The sequence below is a fragment of the Aurantimonas sp. DM33-3 genome, assembly GCF_014334315.1.
Lineage (GTDB): Bacteria > Pseudomonadota > Alphaproteobacteria > Rhizobiales > Rhizobiaceae > Aurantimonas > Aurantimonas coralicida.
The window spans coordinates 273,970-288,572 of the sequence record NZ_JACSGS010000002.1; the positions used below are offsets into that span (position 1 = coordinate 273,970).

The 14,603-nt window shown below is 68.0% G+C and carries 10 protein-coding genes and 1 pseudogene; 1 reads left to right on the forward strand and 10 read right to left on the reverse strand.

Going from position 1 to position 14,603, the window contains the following annotated elements:
- Positions 1-2 precede the first annotated feature (2 nt).
- Positions 3-1,565: a precorrin-8X methylmutase gene (locus H9Q09_RS22740; protein WP_348646272.1), complete on the reverse strand. Its 1,563-nt coding sequence runs from the start codon at positions 1,563-1,565 to the stop codon at positions 3-5.
- Positions 1,566-1,598: 33 nt separating this feature from the next.
- Positions 1,599-2,792 carry a sirohydrochlorin chelatase gene (locus H9Q09_RS04060; protein WP_246715989.1) on the reverse strand — a complete coding sequence of 398 codons (1,194 nt, stop codon included), beginning with the start codon at positions 2,790-2,792 and terminating at the stop codon, positions 1,599-1,601.
- A 314-nt stretch (positions 2,793-3,106) separates the two neighbouring features.
- Between H9Q09_RS04060 and H9Q09_RS04065 the strand changes: the two genes are divergently transcribed.
- Positions 3,107-4,591, forward strand: coding sequence for a cobyric acid synthase (locus tag H9Q09_RS04065; protein ID WP_187389982.1), 1,485 nt, complete (start codon positions 3,107-3,109; stop codon positions 4,589-4,591).
- 10 nt (positions 4,592-4,601) lie between these two features.
- Here H9Q09_RS04065 and H9Q09_RS04070 read toward each other — a convergent pair whose 3' ends face one another.
- From H9Q09_RS04070 to H9Q09_RS04105, 8 genes and pseudogenes are all read right to left on the reverse strand, one after another.
- A complete protein-coding gene (locus H9Q09_RS04070) occupies positions 4,602-5,447 on the reverse strand; it encodes an SDR family NAD(P)-dependent oxidoreductase (protein WP_187389983.1) in 846 nt (281 codons plus the stop codon).
- Between the two features lie 142 nt (positions 5,448-5,589).
- Positions 5,590-6,876 (reverse strand): FAD-dependent oxidoreductase, encoded by a 1,287-nt coding sequence (locus tag H9Q09_RS04075; RefSeq protein WP_187389984.1) that lies wholly within the window; start codon positions 6,874-6,876, stop codon positions 5,590-5,592.
- Between the two features lies 1 nt (position 6,877).
- A complete protein-coding gene (locus H9Q09_RS04080; protein WP_081451439.1) occupies positions 6,878-7,033 on the reverse strand; it encodes a DUF3096 domain-containing protein in 156 nt (51 codons plus the stop codon).
- Between the two features lie 56 nt (positions 7,034-7,089).
- Positions 7,090-7,869, reverse strand: a complete 780-nt coding sequence (locus tag H9Q09_RS04085) for a 3-hydroxybutyrate dehydrogenase (RefSeq protein WP_187389985.1) — start codon at positions 7,867-7,869, stop codon at positions 7,090-7,092.
- A gap of 194 nt (positions 7,870-8,063) precedes the next feature.
- A pseudogene (locus H9Q09_RS04090) lies at positions 8,064-9,014 on the reverse strand (methyl-accepting chemotaxis protein); the annotation flags it as partial.
- 692 nt (positions 9,015-9,706) lie between these two features.
- On the reverse strand, positions 9,707-10,027 hold the full coding sequence (locus tag H9Q09_RS04095; RefSeq protein WP_155898396.1) for a hypothetical protein: 321 nt from the start codon (positions 10,025-10,027) through the stop codon (positions 9,707-9,709).
- Between the two features lie 277 nt (positions 10,028-10,304).
- Positions 10,305-12,176 (reverse strand): methyl-accepting chemotaxis protein, encoded by a 1,872-nt coding sequence (locus H9Q09_RS04100; protein WP_246715990.1) that lies wholly within the window; start codon positions 12,174-12,176, stop codon positions 10,305-10,307.
- A gap of 461 nt (positions 12,177-12,637) precedes the next feature.
- A complete protein-coding gene (locus H9Q09_RS04105) occupies positions 12,638-14,557 on the reverse strand; it encodes a methyl-accepting chemotaxis protein (protein WP_187389987.1) in 1,920 nt (639 codons plus the stop codon).
- Positions 14,558-14,603: the final 46 nt, after the last annotated feature.

Sequence of the window (14,603 nt, forward strand, 5' to 3'; positions counted from 1 at the left end):
GCCTATTCGAGCCCCTGTGCCAGTGCGTTGACCGCCGCGGCTGCCATGGCGCTGCCGCCGCGCCGGCCGGTCAGGGTCACGAAGGGAATGCCGCGCGGGTCGCGCACCAGCTCGGCCTTGGATTCGGCCGCGCCGACAAAGCCGACCGGCAGGCCGACGATCAGCGCCGGCCGTGCCGCGCCCTCGTCGATGCGCTCCAGCAGGCGGAACAGCGCCGTCGGCGCGTTGCCGATGGCGACGATGGCGCCGTCCATGACGTCGTTCCACAGATCGACCTGCGCCGCCGACCGGGTCGTGCTCTCGCGCTCGGCGATGCGGCGGGTGCGTGGATCGTTCAGCCGGCAAACAATCTTGTTCTGCTGGCGCAGCCGCGATGAGATGATGCCGTGGGACACCATCTCGGCATCACAGAGGATCGGCGCGCCCCGGTCGAGCGCGACGCGTCCGGCCTCGATCGCGTCCTCCGACAGGACGAGGTCGGAGACGATGTCGGGCATGCCGCAGGCGTGGATCAGCCGGATGGCGAGGTCGTGGGCGTTTTCCGGCAGGTTCGACAGGTCGGTCTCGGCGCGGATCTGCCGGAAGCTCTCTGCATAGATCGCGGCGGGATCGCGCAGGTAGTTGAGCCGCGAGCCCGGCGCGACATAGGCGTCCGGCTCCTCGGCCGCCGTCTCGGCCAGCCGGTGCCCAAGCCCGGCGATCCAGCCTTCCTCGGTCAGGACGCGGCCGCGCTCGGCCTCGGAGAGGTCGGTCGGCGCCGCCAGAAGCTCGCCGAAGCGGCCCTCGGCGTCGAAGCGGGCGAAGATGTCCGCCAGCCCTTCTACCTGCGCCTCGTCGAGACAGGATTTCTCGCCCTTCTCGATCGCCGCGAGGCTCGGATAGATCTCTGCGAGCACGATCGGCGCGCCGAGATCGTCGGCAAAGCGCGTCTCGAAGGGCCAGACCGACACGTGTTCGGCAAATTCGGGATCGCGGCGCAGATGCTCGAGCCGGGCAATGCCGGTGATGGCCTGGCTGCCGACGCTGCCGGCGAATGCGAGCTTCCAGACCGGCTGCGCCTTGGCGGTGCGCTGTTCGGCGAGACGCTTTTCGGGCAGCGCCGTCGGATAGGGCTCGGGTCGCGCGACCGGCAGGCCCGGCACTTCCTGGTGCATCGGGCGGCCCCAGTACATCGGCGCGAAGGCCAGCGCCTCGCGGTTCAGCCGGCCAGTGACCTCGAAGCGGTTGGAGAAATTGTCGTCGCGGTCCTGCATCGCCTCGGCGAGGAAATGCCACAGAGCGCGCCAGTCCGGCGTCCCGGCAATCGCCGCGGCCGCCCCGGCGGGATAGCCGAAGGGGAAGTCGAAGCCGGCAAAGACGCGCTTGTTCTCGGCCAGCGAGTCCCGGAAGAACTGCCGCAGCATCGCCATGGCCGCCGAGCGGGTCGACGGGTTGGCCGTTTCAAGGAGACGCGTCTCGGCACCCTCGCGCTCGGCAAAGGCGATCCAGATGGAATCCTTGCCGGTGGTCGGCGTGTTCGATGCGGACCAGTCGACGATCGCGTAGCGGTCGAACAGCGGCGTCATCCGATCCTCGTGAAGCTGGAGTGCGGCACCCCGTCAGCCCTTGCGCATGGAGCGCGGGCCGAGCGGGTGGTCGGCATGGGGATAGGGGTGGTGATGGTGGTCGGCACCGCCATGACCATGCGAATGGCCGTGACCGTGCCCGTGAGCATGATCGTGCGCCGCGTGGTGATGGTGGCCGTGGGAATCGGCGTGGGAATGGTCATGCCCATGGCCGTGCCCGTGATCGGCGGCTGTTTTATGGTCATGCGCGTGGTCATGGCCATGATCGTGGCCGTGGGCATGCGCTGCCCCCGAAGCTGCCGCGGCGGTCCGGCAGGCCCCGGTGCAGACCGTGTCGCAGAGCGTGCAGTCGGCCGACGAGCCGACGCCCTCGACGTGATGGTGATGGCTCTCCTGCGCCAGGCCCACTTCCGCCTCGAAGCCCAGCACCTGCTCGCGGTACTTGCACATCTGGCAGTTCATGTTGTTGGTGCCCTCGAGGATCTCGCCGAGGCGGTCGACGAAGGTCTCCACCACCAGATCATGGGCGCCGAGATAGGGTGCCTTCAGGAAGCGGATCTCGGGATGGGCGGCGGCGACGATGTCGGTCTGGTCGTAGATCCGCCGCACCAGGACGCCGGTGAACAGGAAATACGGGAAGACGACCATGCGGCTGTAGCCGAGGCGGCTGGCATGTTCGAGGCCCGGCTCGACCAGCGGGAAGGTGACGCCCGAATAGACCGTCTCGCCCCAGCCGAAGCCGAGGCCCTCCCACAGCATCCGCATGACCTTGGCGACGTTGGAATTGGCGTCGGGGTCCGAGGCGCCGCGGCCGACCACCACCAGCATGGTGTCGTGCAGCGGCTCGCCATCCTGCCAGCCATCGGCGCGCAGGCATTCCTTGATGCGCTCGCCGGCGGCGCGGATCATCTTGAGATCGACGCCCAGCTCGCGGCCATATTCGATGCGCAGGCCATTGGCCGCGGCATAGGTGTTGAGGACGGAAGGGATGTCGTTCTTGGCGTGGCCGGCGGCAAACAGCATGCCCGGCAGCGCCAGCACCGTCTCGGCGCCGGATGCCTTGAGCTTGTCGAGGCCGTCGCGGATGACCGGCTTGGCAAATTCCAGATAGCCGTGCTCGACCGACCAGTCGGGCAGCCTTGTGCGCAGCTTCTCGGCGAGCCCGCCGAACTCGATCATGGCGCCCTGGTCGCGGCTGCCATGGCCGCACAGCATCAAAGCCTTCATCGCCCCCGTTCCTCTCATCTCGAAGCCGGAGGAGCCGCGGCGGCCGGAGCCGGTCTGCGGTTCGGTCCGACAGCTCCGTCTTGGCCCCCTGCTTGGGTCGGCCGCACCGGAATGATTTCAGCCCGTCACGCGGGCACCGTCAGTTCAAGCCATGGCCTAGACCGCAAGCCGCCCCGCCGTCAAACGAAGTGTTCGCGAGCCCGGTCGAAGCGCCCGGCAACGGTGCTTGGGTCGGCGGTCGCAGCAATGCTATTGCGGGGCAGAGACGCCGCATCCGTTCCTGCCGCCTGCCCGCCCCGCCAAGGATCTGCCGCATGCCCCGGACCCCCGCCATCATGCTCCAGGGCACCGGATCGGATGTCGGCAAGACCGTGCTGGTCGCCGGCCTCTGCCGGCTGTTTGCCCGGCGCGGCCTCTCGGTGCGGCCGTTCAAGCCGCAGAACATGTCGAACAATGCCGCCGTGGCGCTGATTCCCGAGACCGACGGCTTCGGCGAGATCGGCCGTGGGCAATGGCTGCAGGCCCTGGCCTGCGGCACGCCGCCGACGGTCGACATGAACCCGGTGCTCCTCAAGCCGCAATCGGAGACCGGCAGCCAGATCGTCCTGCGCGGCCGGGTCGCCGGCGAGGCGAAGGGCCGCGACTACCAGCGGCTGAAGGCCGGCTTTCTCGACACGGTGCTCGACAGCTTCGCACGGCTTTCCGCCGACGCCGACCTCGTCATCGTCGAGGGCGCCGGGTCGCCGGCCGAGATCAACCTGCGCGCCAACGACATCGCGAATATGGGCTTTGCCACCGCCGCCGACGTGCCGGTGATCCTCGTCGGCGACATCGATCGCGGCGGTGTCATCGCCTCGCTGGTCGGCACCCATGCCATTCTGCCCGAGGCCGACCGGCGGCAGATCGCCGGCTATCTGATCAACAAGTTTCGCGGCGACGTCTCGCTGTTCGACGACGGGCTCGCCGCCATCACCGACTTCACCGGCTGGCCAAGCCTCGGCGTCGTGCCGCATCTTGCCGCCGCGGCGAAGCTGCCGGCCGAGGATTCGGTCGCGCTGGAACGATTGTCGGCGCCAGGCGCCGGGCGCAAGCTCACCGTCGCCGTGCCGCTGCTCGGCCGGATCGCCAATTTCGATGATCTGGACCCGCTGAAAGCCGAGCCGGATGTCGAAGTCGTCTTCGTGCGGCCCGGCGACCGGCTGCCGGATCATGCCGCGCTGGTGCTGATCCCCGGGTCGAAATCCACCATCGGCGATCTGGCCGCCTTCCGGGCCAATGGCTGGGACCGGGATCTTGCGGCCCATCACGCCCGCGGCGGCCATGTCGTGGGCCTGTGCGGCGGCTACCAGATGCTCGGCCGCACGGTGCGCGATCCGCATGGCATCGAGGGGCCGGTGCGCGAGGCCGAGGGGCTGGGGCTGCTGGATGTCGAAACGGTCATGGAGCCGGAAAAGACCGTGCGCGAGGCGCGGGTCACCGCCCCCGACGGGGCGCCGCTCGACGGCTACGAGATCCATCTCGGCCGCACCGCAGGTCCCGACTGCGCCCGGCCGGTCTGCCTCATCGACGGATCGCCGGACGGAGCGACGTCGCCCGACGGCCGGATCTTCGGCACCTATCTGCACGGGCTGTTCGGCGCCGATGGCTGGCGCCGCAGCTTCCTCGCCCGCTTCGGCCTCGAGGCCGCCGAAACCGGCTACCGGGACGGCGTCGAAGCGGCGCTGGACGCAATCGCGGACGAGCTGCAGCGGGTGATCGCCGTCGATCGCCTGCTCGCCCTCGCCCGCAACCGCGATTGAACCCGGAGCCTCAGCGCCCCGCGGCCCAGGCCTTGAACTTCTCGGCCCAGTCGCTGTGCCAGCGCGACAGCGGCGGCCGGTTCTCGACGATGTCTCCCGCCGCCCAGGCGATGCGCTTCTCGTCCATCTCGCGGGTCACCTCGCCATCCGGGCAGAGGATGTAGAAATCGTCGGTGCCGAGCTTCTCCAGCATGAAATCGGCGGTCTGTTCCGGCGTCCAGGCGCCCTCGGGCTTCTCGACCCGCTCGCCCCGCGTCAGCGGGGTGAAGACGAAGCCCGGAATCATCAGCCGCGCCTCGACCCGGCAGCCCTCGCGGTTGCGCAGATCGTGCTGCAGCGCCTCGGTGAAGGCCTTCAGCCCGGCCTTGGAGACGTTGTAGGCCGGGTCTCCCGGCGGCGTGGTGATGCCCTGCTTGGAACCGCTGACGACGATCAGCCCGGACTCGCCGCCGGCCACCATGCGCTCGCCGAAGATCTGGGCGACCTGGATGGCGCCGTGCAGATTGACCCGCAGCACCGCGTCCCAATTGGCCTGCGGCCCGAAGATGCTGCTGCCCGGCTGGATGCCGGCATTGTCGAACAGCAGGTGAATCGTGCCAAAGCGGCCGAAGAGGTTCTTGGCCAGCGCCTCGACCGCGGCGCGGTCGCCGACATCGGTGTTCGACGTCAGAACCGTGCCGGACGGGCTTTCGGCGGCGACGGCCTCCTTGGCGGCGGCGAGCCGCTCCTCGATCCGGTCGACCAGGCAGACGGTCATACCGGCGGCGGCAAAGCGCTTGGCGGCGGCAAGGCCGATGCCGGACGCGCCACCGGTGACGACGGCGACATTGCCGTCCGCAATGACGGGATGGGTCATTGTTGGTTCCTTCTCACGGGGCATGGCTTGTGGAAATGATCCGACGCCGGGGGCGTGCGACGGGCTAACATCGGCATTTCACGTCGATCCGCAAGGGGTCGGCGAACCGCCTGCCGCCACGGGAGAGCGACGGGCGGCAGCTCTAGCCGTGCAGCTTCAATGCGGGCCCGCGCGCCGGGCTGATGACGTCGGCGACGATCGCCACCGTGCCCCGCAGCGGTCCCAGCACCGCCCATTGATGCTGGCGCTGCAGGGCGTGATAGGCGGCGGTGGCGAACTGGCCGGCGACGTAGAAATCGTCCTTGCGGGCAAAGCCGATCAGCCCCACCGAACCGGCCCGGCCCAGCGACACCAGCTTGCCCTTGTCGCGGAAGACGAAGGGGCCCGGCGTTTCGCCGGCCAGTGCCTTCGGGATCGCCGAGGCGAGATAATCGGCCTGCTGGCTGGCGCATTGCGCCGTCGGCGGCAGCGGCATCGCGGCGCCTGCCGGCGTATGGCTGGCCGCGTCGCCCAGGACGTAGATCGCCGGATCGACGGTGGTGCGCAGCCGGTCGTCGACGACGATGCGGCCCTTGCGGTCCATCTCGAAGTCGGCGAGCCCCTTCAGGCAGGGATGGCCGACCAGCCCGGCCGCCCAGACGGCGATGTCGGCGGGCCAGCTCTTGCCGTCGGCGGAGCGGACCTCGCTGGCCGTGACTGCCGCGACCCTGGCGCCGGTCTCGACCGCGACGTCGAGCGCCTTCAGCCGGTCGGCAACACCGGTCCGCAGCTCGCCATTCGCCCCCGGCATCAGTTCGGGCGCCGCTTCCAGGATCGTCAGGTCGAGCAGCTTGCGGCGCGCGTGCTCGTCCTCGGGTTCGAAGAAGGCCTGTTCGGACAGGCGCAGATGGGCGGCAAGCTCGGTGCCGGTCGCGCCGGAGCCGATGATGACGATCCGCGCCGGATCGGCGCCCGCCCGCGCCGCGATCATCGCCGCGATGAACAATTCGCGGAACTCGTCGGCATCGGTCTTGGTGTCTAGCCTGATGGCGTGCTCGGCGACGCCCTCGGTGCCGAAATCGGTGGTGACGCCGCCCAGCGCGACGACGCAGACATCGTAGGAGAGGTGGCGCGCCGGGGTCAGGAGCCGGCCGTCTTGGTCGTGCATGTCGCCGAGCCGCACGGTCTTCGCCGCCCGGTCGATCGCCTCCACCCGGCCCTGCTCGAAGCGGAAGCCGCGCATCTTGGCCAGCATGTAGAAGCTGATCTCGGCAAGCGTCGAATTCACCGTGCCGGCGGCGAATTCATGCAGGCGCGGCTTCCACAGATGGGTACTGACCGCATCGACCAGCGTCACGGCACAGCTCTTGTCGGCGGCCGGTTCCGCCGCCAGTTCCAGCCCGCCGGCGCCGCCGCCGAGGATCAGGACGCGTTTGCGTTGCGCCTGCATGTCAGCCGGCCAGCCGGGCCAGCGCATCCGGGAACAGCCCGGTCAGACCGATGAAGATCAGATAGAGCGCCACGATGATGTTCAGAAGCCGCGGGATGACGAGGATGAGAACCCCCGCGATCAGTGCGACGATCGGCTGGATACTGATGATTTCCATGATGCTGTCCTTTCCATGGCGGATGCCCCGCGACGGGAGATAGGACCGGCATCGCGTCAGGCCATGTACCAGCCATGGCTGGGGACGATCGACTGGCCGGTCAGCGCATTGGAGCGGAAACCGGCGAGGAACACCGCGATCTCGGCGACGTCCTCCATGGTGGTGAATTCCTGGTCGACGGTGCCGCTCAGCATGACCCGGTCGACCACCTCCTTCTCGGAAATGTTCAGCCTGGCCGCCTGTTCGGGGATCTGCTTCTCGACCAGCGGCGTCTTCACGAAGCCGGGGCAGATCGTATTGGCCCGCACGCCGTGCTTCGCGCCCTCCTTGGCCATCACCCGGGAGAGGCCGAGAATGCCGTGCTTGGCCGCGACATAGGCCGATTTCAGCGCCGACGCCTCATGGCTGTGCACCGAGCCCATATAGATCAGCGAGCCGGATTTCTGCGGATACATGTGCTTCACGCAGGCCTTGGTCAGCAGGAACGAGCCGTCGAGATGGATGGCCAGCACCCTGCGGAAATCGGCATAGGGAAAGTCCTCGATCGGATGGACGATCTGGATGCCGGCATTGGAGACCATGGTGTCGATCCGGCCGAAGCGGCGCGCCACCGCGTCGACGCCGCCGTTCACCGCCTCCTCGCTGGTGACGTCCATCTCCACGGCCATCGCCTCGGCGCCGGCCTCTTCCAGTTCGCCGACGACGCGGCCTGCCGCCGCCATGTCGATGTCGCAGATCGCCAGACGCGCGCCCTCGCGGGCGAAACTCAGCGCGATCTGCCTGCCGATCCCCGATCCGGCGCCCGTGACGACCGCGACATTGCCCTGCATCTGCATGTGATCTCTCCACCGTTGTCGCGGCAGTTAAGAGAGGCAACGCGTGCAGTGCAACACAAACGATCGATCCGGCTTCGGGAACCGTCTCCGCCCCTGAACGCCAGAGCCCGAAGCAGTCACCTGCCCCGGGCTCCGTCTGCGCGTTCATTATTTTCGGATCCTCTGTGGCGCGCTCCGAATGGCGTCCCCTCGGGTCAGGCTGCGCGGCGGGGCGAAGCCGGGCGTCCTGCATGATGCGTGCGGTCGTCCCACCGGGCACCGGCATTGCCGGCACTGGTGCGGAACTTGGCCATGGCATGGGCCAGCTCGTCGGTCTCGTTGGCCAGCGTCTGGCTGGCCGCCGTCGCTTCCTCGACCATCGCGGCGTTCTGCTGGGTCACCTTGTCCATCTGGTCGGCGGCCCCCGAGACTTCCCGCAGGCTCGTCGCCTGTTCACGGGCGCTCGATGCAATGGTCGAGATGACTTCGGCCATGGCGCTGACTTCGGTGACGATCTCTTCCAGCGACTTGCCGGAGGCCGTGACCAGCTCGACGCCGGTGCCGACCTGCTCGCGGGAGGTGGCGATCAGGGTCTTGATCTCCTTGGCGGCTTCCGCCGAGCGCTGGGCGAGGCCCCGCACTTCCTGGGCGACGACGGCGAAGCCCTTGCCCGCTTCGCCGGCCCGTGCCGCCTCGACGCCGGCATTCAGGGCCAGCAGGTTGGTCTGGAAGGCGATCTCGTCGATCACCGAGATGATCGAGTTGATCTTCTCGGACGACTGCTCGATCTGACCCATGGCCGCGACCGCCTTGCCGACGACCTCGCCGCCCTTCTGGGCCTTTTCGCGGGCCCCCGACGCCACCTGCTGGGCCTTGCCGGCCCCCTCGGCAGTCTCGTTGACGGCCTGGGTGACTTCGCCCAGGGCTGCGACGGTTTCCTCGAGGCTCGCCGCCTGCTGCTCGGTACGGTGGGCGAGATCGTTCGAGGCGGTGTTGATCTCGCCGAGACCGGTGCGGATCGAGGCAATGGAGGTCACGACATGGCCGATGGCCTCTTCCAGCGAGGCGACGCTGGCGTTGAACTTGGCGCGGATCGGCTCGAATTCCTCGGCCACCCTGTCCTGCATGCGCACGGTCAGGTCACCGGCCGACAGGCGCTCGAAGCCCGCTTCGACGACGCCGACGAAAGCGCGCAGATCCTCGGCCTTGGCGTTGTCGAGGGCGGCGCGCCGGGCCTCCTTCTGAGCGTCGGCGTCGCGCAGTTCGGCCGCCTGTCGGTTCAGGCGCTCGGCCCGTTCCTGCTCCTCGCGGGCCGCGATGCTCGCGGCGGAGACCGCTGCGAACATGCCGCTTACCTTGATCGCCAGCCAGGTGAGGACGCCGGCCTCGACCAGGAGGATCACCGCATGCAGGCTGACCCGGCCGAGATCGGTGCCGCCGGGATAGATCGCCGCGGGAAGAAGGAAGTTCAGGAGGATGTGATGCAGCGCGGTGGCCACGGTCGCGCCGGCGATCACCCGCCAGTCGAACAGGGCGCCGATCACCGCAAGGCCGGCGAAATAGGCCATGTGCATGTCGACCTGCAGGTAGCTGCCCGACATGGTCGCCACGACGATGGAGATGTTGGCGACCAGCGCCACCGCGACCGCCATGCGGGCCGCTGCCGCAAATTCCGGCCGGGCCGACAGGACGAGGCAGACGATGCCGAGACCCGCCGACGTCAGCGCCGGCATGAAGGCCGCACCGCTGCCCGAGGCCAGGGAGATCAGCAGCAGCAGCGGCGCAACGGCCAGCTGCACCATCGCCAGGAGACGGACGAGACGGCTACGATGACGGTCGAGATCGACGAGGGCATCCATCAAAAACTCCTGTTGGGCGGTGGCGCGCAGCCGATCGTGGCGGCGTCGACGAGAAGGATCGCGCCGGCATTTCGCAGGCGGCGCGCAAGATCGGGGTCGGAAAAGGCGAACACGGCGACGGACGACCATCCACCGACGTCGAGAAGGCTGCCGGCGGAGGCGGCCGTGCGGATGACCCGGGCCTGCGACCACCAGGGCGGGAAGAAGGCTGCAACGCTCCGTGAGCCGGCGAAGCTCGGCTCCGGCAGGCTCGCCACGATGCCGGCCAGCGCGATGACCATCGCCCCGATCCAGACAGTGAGCTGAGAGTTGAGGACCACGACAATGCCCGATCAGGTGCGCGAGGGGCCGTGGCGCGTTCGCCGATGACCGTTGCCGGGACTATGGTGGTGATCGTTTACGAGACGGTTAAACTACGTGAACCATAGGGTTCACAGGGGCGTGAGACGGTCGCTTCCCGCGACCGGATCGGGCCCCGGCGCGCTGCCGTCTTGTCTCGATCCGGCCTCGATCGCGGGCACCCGGACGAACGTCACCCTCAAACAGACATGCCGGCCCGAAGGCCGGCATGAAGCATTTCAGCGGTGGAAGCCGGGATCAGAACTCTTCCCAGCTCTCCTCCTGGGCGCGCGGGGCGCGGGCCGCACCGCCCGCACCGGTCGGGCGAAGCTGGGTCACTGCGGCACTGCGACGCGGCGCCTGCGCAGGGCGGGCCGGGCTGCGATTCAGGTCGCCGGCACTGGTGCGGAACTGCGCCATGGCATGGGCCAGCTCGTCGGTCTCGTTGGCCAGCGTCTGGCTGGCCGCCGTCGCCTCTTCCACCATCGCGGCGTTCTGCTGGGTGATCTTGTCCATCTGGTCGGCGGCACCCGAGACTTCCCGCAGGCTCGTCGCCTGTTCGCGGGCACTCGAAGCAATGGTCGAGATGACCTCGGCCATGGCGCTGACTTCGGTGACGATCTCCTCCAGCGACTTGCCGGACGCCGTGACCAGCTCGACGCCGGTGCCGACCTGTTCACGGGACGTGGCGATCAGGGTCTTGATCTCCTTGGCGGCTTCCGCCGAGCGCTGGGCGAGCCCGCGCACTTCCTGGGCGACGACCGCAAAGCCCTTGCCCGCTTCGCCGGCCCGCGCCGCCTCGACACCGGCATTCAGGGCGAGGAGATTGGTCTGGAAGGCGATCTCGTCGATGACGGAGATGATCGAGTTGATCTTCTCTGAGGACTGCTCGATCTGGCCCATGGCCGCGACCGCCTTGCCGACGACCTCGCCGCCCTTCTGGGCCTTCTCACGGGCACCGGACGCCACCTGCTGCGCCTTGCCGGCGCCCTCGGCGGTCTCGTTGACGGCCTGTGTGACTTCGCCAAGCGCTGCAACAGTCTCTTCGAGGCTCGCCGCCTGCTGCTCGGTGCGGTGGGCGAGATCGTTAGAGGCCGTGTTGATCTCGCCGAGACCGGTGCGGATCGAGGCGATGGAGGTCACGACGCCAGAGAAGGCGGTCTCGAGCTTGGCGATGGCGTCGTTGAAAAGGCCGCGGACGCCCTCGTAATCCTTGGTGAATTCCTGGTCGAGACGCGCGGTCAGGTCGCCGCTGGCCAGTCGCTCGAAGCCTTCGGTCATCTCTGCCATGAAGAACGCATGCGCCTTGACGTAGCCCTCGCCCAGTTCGGCCTGGCGGATCCGCTCGGCCTCCTCGTCGGCGGCAGCGGTGGCGGCCTGCTGCTTCAGCTGATGCTGTTCGATGACAGCGTGTCGCAGATGCTCCACCGAATTGGCCATCCGGCCGATCTCGTCGGAGCGATCGAGCCCGACGACCTCGACGTCGGTCTTGCCGTCGGCCACTTCGGCGACGGTTTCGGTCAGCTTCTGGAGCGGTGCGAACATGCGCTTGGAGATCCACAGGACCGCCAGGCCGATCAGCACGGCGCCGATGACGGAGATGACGCCAAGCCGGATTTCCAGCGCCTTGACGGCGGTGAAGAACTCGGCCTCGGGCATGCCGACATAGAGGACGCCGATGGTCTTGCCGGCGACATTCTTGATCGGGTCGTAGGCGGTGAAGAAGGAGGTGCCCAGAATGTCCGCCTGCCCGCGGAACGGCCGACCCTCGATGAACAGCGCATCATGCACCGGGCCACGGGCGAGAACCGTGCCAACGGCGCGGCCACCATCGGGCTTCATGACGTTGGTGGAGACGCGGGTGTCGTTCATGAACACGGTGGCGGTGCCGCCGACCAGCGCCTTGACCTTGTCCACCGGCTCGAAGAAGTCGTTCAGCGGCTGGTTGCCGGCGTAAAGCGTGTCGCCCTCGAGGCGGAACTCGCCGCCATAATTGCGCAGAACCTCCCATGCGACGCGCATGTTGCTTTCCTGACGCTCGACCGCGCGCTGACGTCCTTCTTCCTGCAGGAGAACGACACCGGCGATGCCGAACATGGCGGTCAGGATCGCCAGGCAGGCGACCACCATCAGAGAGACTTTTGCTGGAAGGGACATTCGCGACAACATCGGCATCGAACCTTAGCTGGGATGCGTCGCCACCGCCGGGCGAACGCCAGTATCCGCGCAATCGGCGGGGTTTCGTGACGGACAGCGGGCCTTGTCGCGGAACGGTTTCCAGAAGGGCCAATCGGGCCGTCAGAAATTTCTAGCCGCGGCTGCTGAAATTTCCGTTACCGCGAAGTCCCTCGCGCCGGATAGTCCACGCCAAAGCTTGCGCGACGCCGGATCAGCACTTCTGCATGGCAGGCTTATTACTTCTCACGCATGTACAGCGGTATTCCGGGCAGTATCGCCGTCCGCACGGGATGCCGCGCGATGCCTGCCAATGTCGTCCAGACCGACGCAGAACGGCCCGGGGCGGCATCCCACCCCGGGCCGTTCTGAACATGTTGCTTCGCCGATTGCCGTGAGGGCGCCGGCGGGGCCGGTCAGAATTCTTCCCAACCATCTTCCTGTGCCTGCGGCGCCCGGGCGGCGCCGCCCGAACCGGTGGTGCGCATCTGCGTCACACCGCGGGACGGCGCATGGCGCTGCGGCTGCGCCCGGCCTTCGCTGCGGCGGGCGCCGGCATTGCCGGCACTGGTGCTGAACTTGGCCATGGCATGGGCCAGCTCGTCGGTCTCGTTGGCCAGCGTCTGGCTGGCTGCGGTGGCTTCCTCGACCATGGCGGCGTTCTGCTGGGTCACCTTGTCCATCTGATCGGCGGCGCCGGAGACTTCCCGCAGGCTCGTCGCCTGTTCGCGGGCACTCGAAGCAATGGTCGAGATGACCTCGGCCATGGCGCTGACTTCGGTGACGATCTCTTCCAGCGACTTGCCGGAGGCGGTGACCAGCTCGACACCGGTGCCGACCTGCTCGCGGGACGTTGCGATCAGCGTCTTGATCTCCTTGGCCGCTTCCGCCGAGCGCTGGGCGAGGCCGCGCACTTCCTGGGCGACGACCGCAAAGCCCTTGCCCGCCTCGCCGGCCCGTGCCGCCTCGACGCCGGCATTCAGCGCCAGCAGGTTGGTCTGGAACGCGATCTCGTCGATGACGGAGATGATCGAGTTGATCTTCTCGGAAGACTGCTCGATCTGGCCCATGGCCGCGACCGCCTTGCCGACGACCTCGCCGCCCTTCTGGGCCTTCTCACGGGCACCGGACGCCACCTGCTGCGCCTTGCCGGCACCCTCGGCGGTCTCGTTGACCGCCTGGGTCACTTCACCAAGGGCTGCAACTGTCTCTTCGAGGCTGGCCGCCTGCTGCTCGGTGCGATGGGCGAGGTCGTTCGAGGCCGTGTTGATCTCGCCGAGACCGGTGCGGATCGAGGCGATCGAGGTCACGACATGGCCGATGGCCTCTTCCAGCGAGGCGACGCTGGCGTTGAACTTGGCCCGGATCGGCTCGAATTCCTCGGCCACCCTGTCCTGCATGCGCACGGTGAGGTCACCGGCCGACAGGCGCTCGAAGCCCACCTCGACGACGCCGACAAAGGCGCGCAGGTCCTCGGCCTTGGCATTGTCGAGCGCCGCCTGGCGCTTCTTGGCGTCTTCCTGGCTGATGCGGGTGGCCTCGGCTTCCTGAGCCAGCTCATCGCGCTCGATCGCGGCCTTCTTGAAGGCCTCGACGGCACCGGCCATCTCGCCGATCTCGTCCTGGCGTCCGGCACCCGGGATCGCCACGGTCTTGTCGCCGGCGGCGAGCGAACGCATGGCGGCGGTCATTTGGGTCAGCGGACGGGAGATGCTGCGGGCCAGCGGCCAGGCGCAGGCGATCAGCAGGCCGAGCAGCGGCAGCGACCAGGCCAGCGACTTGGCGACTTCGCTCATGAAGATCGCGTTGAGATCGTCGACATAGACGCCGGTACCGATCACCCAGCCCCACTGCGGCACGGACGCCGAATAGCTGAGCTTGGCGATCGGCTCCTCGCCCTTGGTGCGCGGCCACAGATAGGGAGTGATGCCGCCGCCCTGGGCGGCCCTGGCGATGATTTCCTGGAACAGCGGGAAGCCGCTCGGGTCGCGGCTGTCCCAGAAGTTCTTGCCGACCAGCGCCGTGTTCGGGTGAACCAGCATGTTGGCCTTGGTATCGGTGACGAAGAAATAGTCGTCCTTGCCGTAACGCATGGACTCGACCACTGCCGCCGCCTGGGCACGTGCCGCATCCTCGGTGAGGACGCCATCGGTGACCATCGTCTGGTAGCGCTCGACGATCGCGACGGCCGATTCCACCTGCGTCTTGATGAGTTCGCCGCGTTGGGCTTCCACGACGTTGCGCAGCGACAGGAGCTGCGCGCCGGTAACGACGAGGCAGATGACGATCGACAGCGCGATCAGCGCGGCCAGTTTCTTCGATATGGTCAGAGGCATGTGAACGATCCCAAAAACGTGATCGTTCGAATTGACACGAAATCCT

What these genes read in the sequence shown, in the direction of transcription:
- H9Q09_RS04075 (WP_187389984.1), bottom strand. Translation starts at nt 6,876, where the DNA reads ATGCAGGCGCAACGCAAACGCGTCCTGATCCTCGGCGGCGGCGCCGGC.
- H9Q09_RS04065 (WP_187389982.1), top strand. Translation starts at nt 3,107, where the DNA reads ATGCCCCGGACCCCCGCCATCATGCTCCAGGGCACCGGATCGGATGTC.
- H9Q09_RS04105 (WP_187389987.1), bottom strand. Translation starts at nt 14,557, where the DNA reads ATGCCTCTGACCATATCGAAGAAACTGGCCGCGCTGATCGCGCTGTCG.
- H9Q09_RS04060 (WP_246715989.1), bottom strand. Translation starts at nt 2,792, where the DNA reads ATGAAGGCTTTGATGCTGTGCGGCCATGGCAGCCGCGACCAGGGCGCC.
- H9Q09_RS04085 (WP_187389985.1), bottom strand. Translation starts at nt 7,869, where the DNA reads ATGCAGATGCAGGGCAATGTCGCGGTCGTCACGGGCGCCGGATCGGGG.
- H9Q09_RS04070 (WP_187389983.1), bottom strand. Translation starts at nt 5,447, where the DNA reads ATGACCCATCCCGTCATTGCGGACGGCAATGTCGCCGTCGTCACCGGT.
- H9Q09_RS04080 (WP_081451439.1), bottom strand. Translation starts at nt 7,033, where the DNA reads ATGGAAATCATCAGTATCCAGCCGATCGTCGCACTGATCGCGGGGGTT.
- H9Q09_RS22740 (WP_348646272.1), bottom strand. Translation starts at nt 1,565, where the DNA reads ATGACGCCGCTGTTCGACCGCTACGCGATCGTCGACTGGTCCGCATCG.
- H9Q09_RS04100 (WP_246715990.1), bottom strand. Translation starts at nt 12,176, where the DNA reads ATGGTGGTCGCCTGCCTGGCGATCCTGACCGCCATGTTCGGCATCGCC.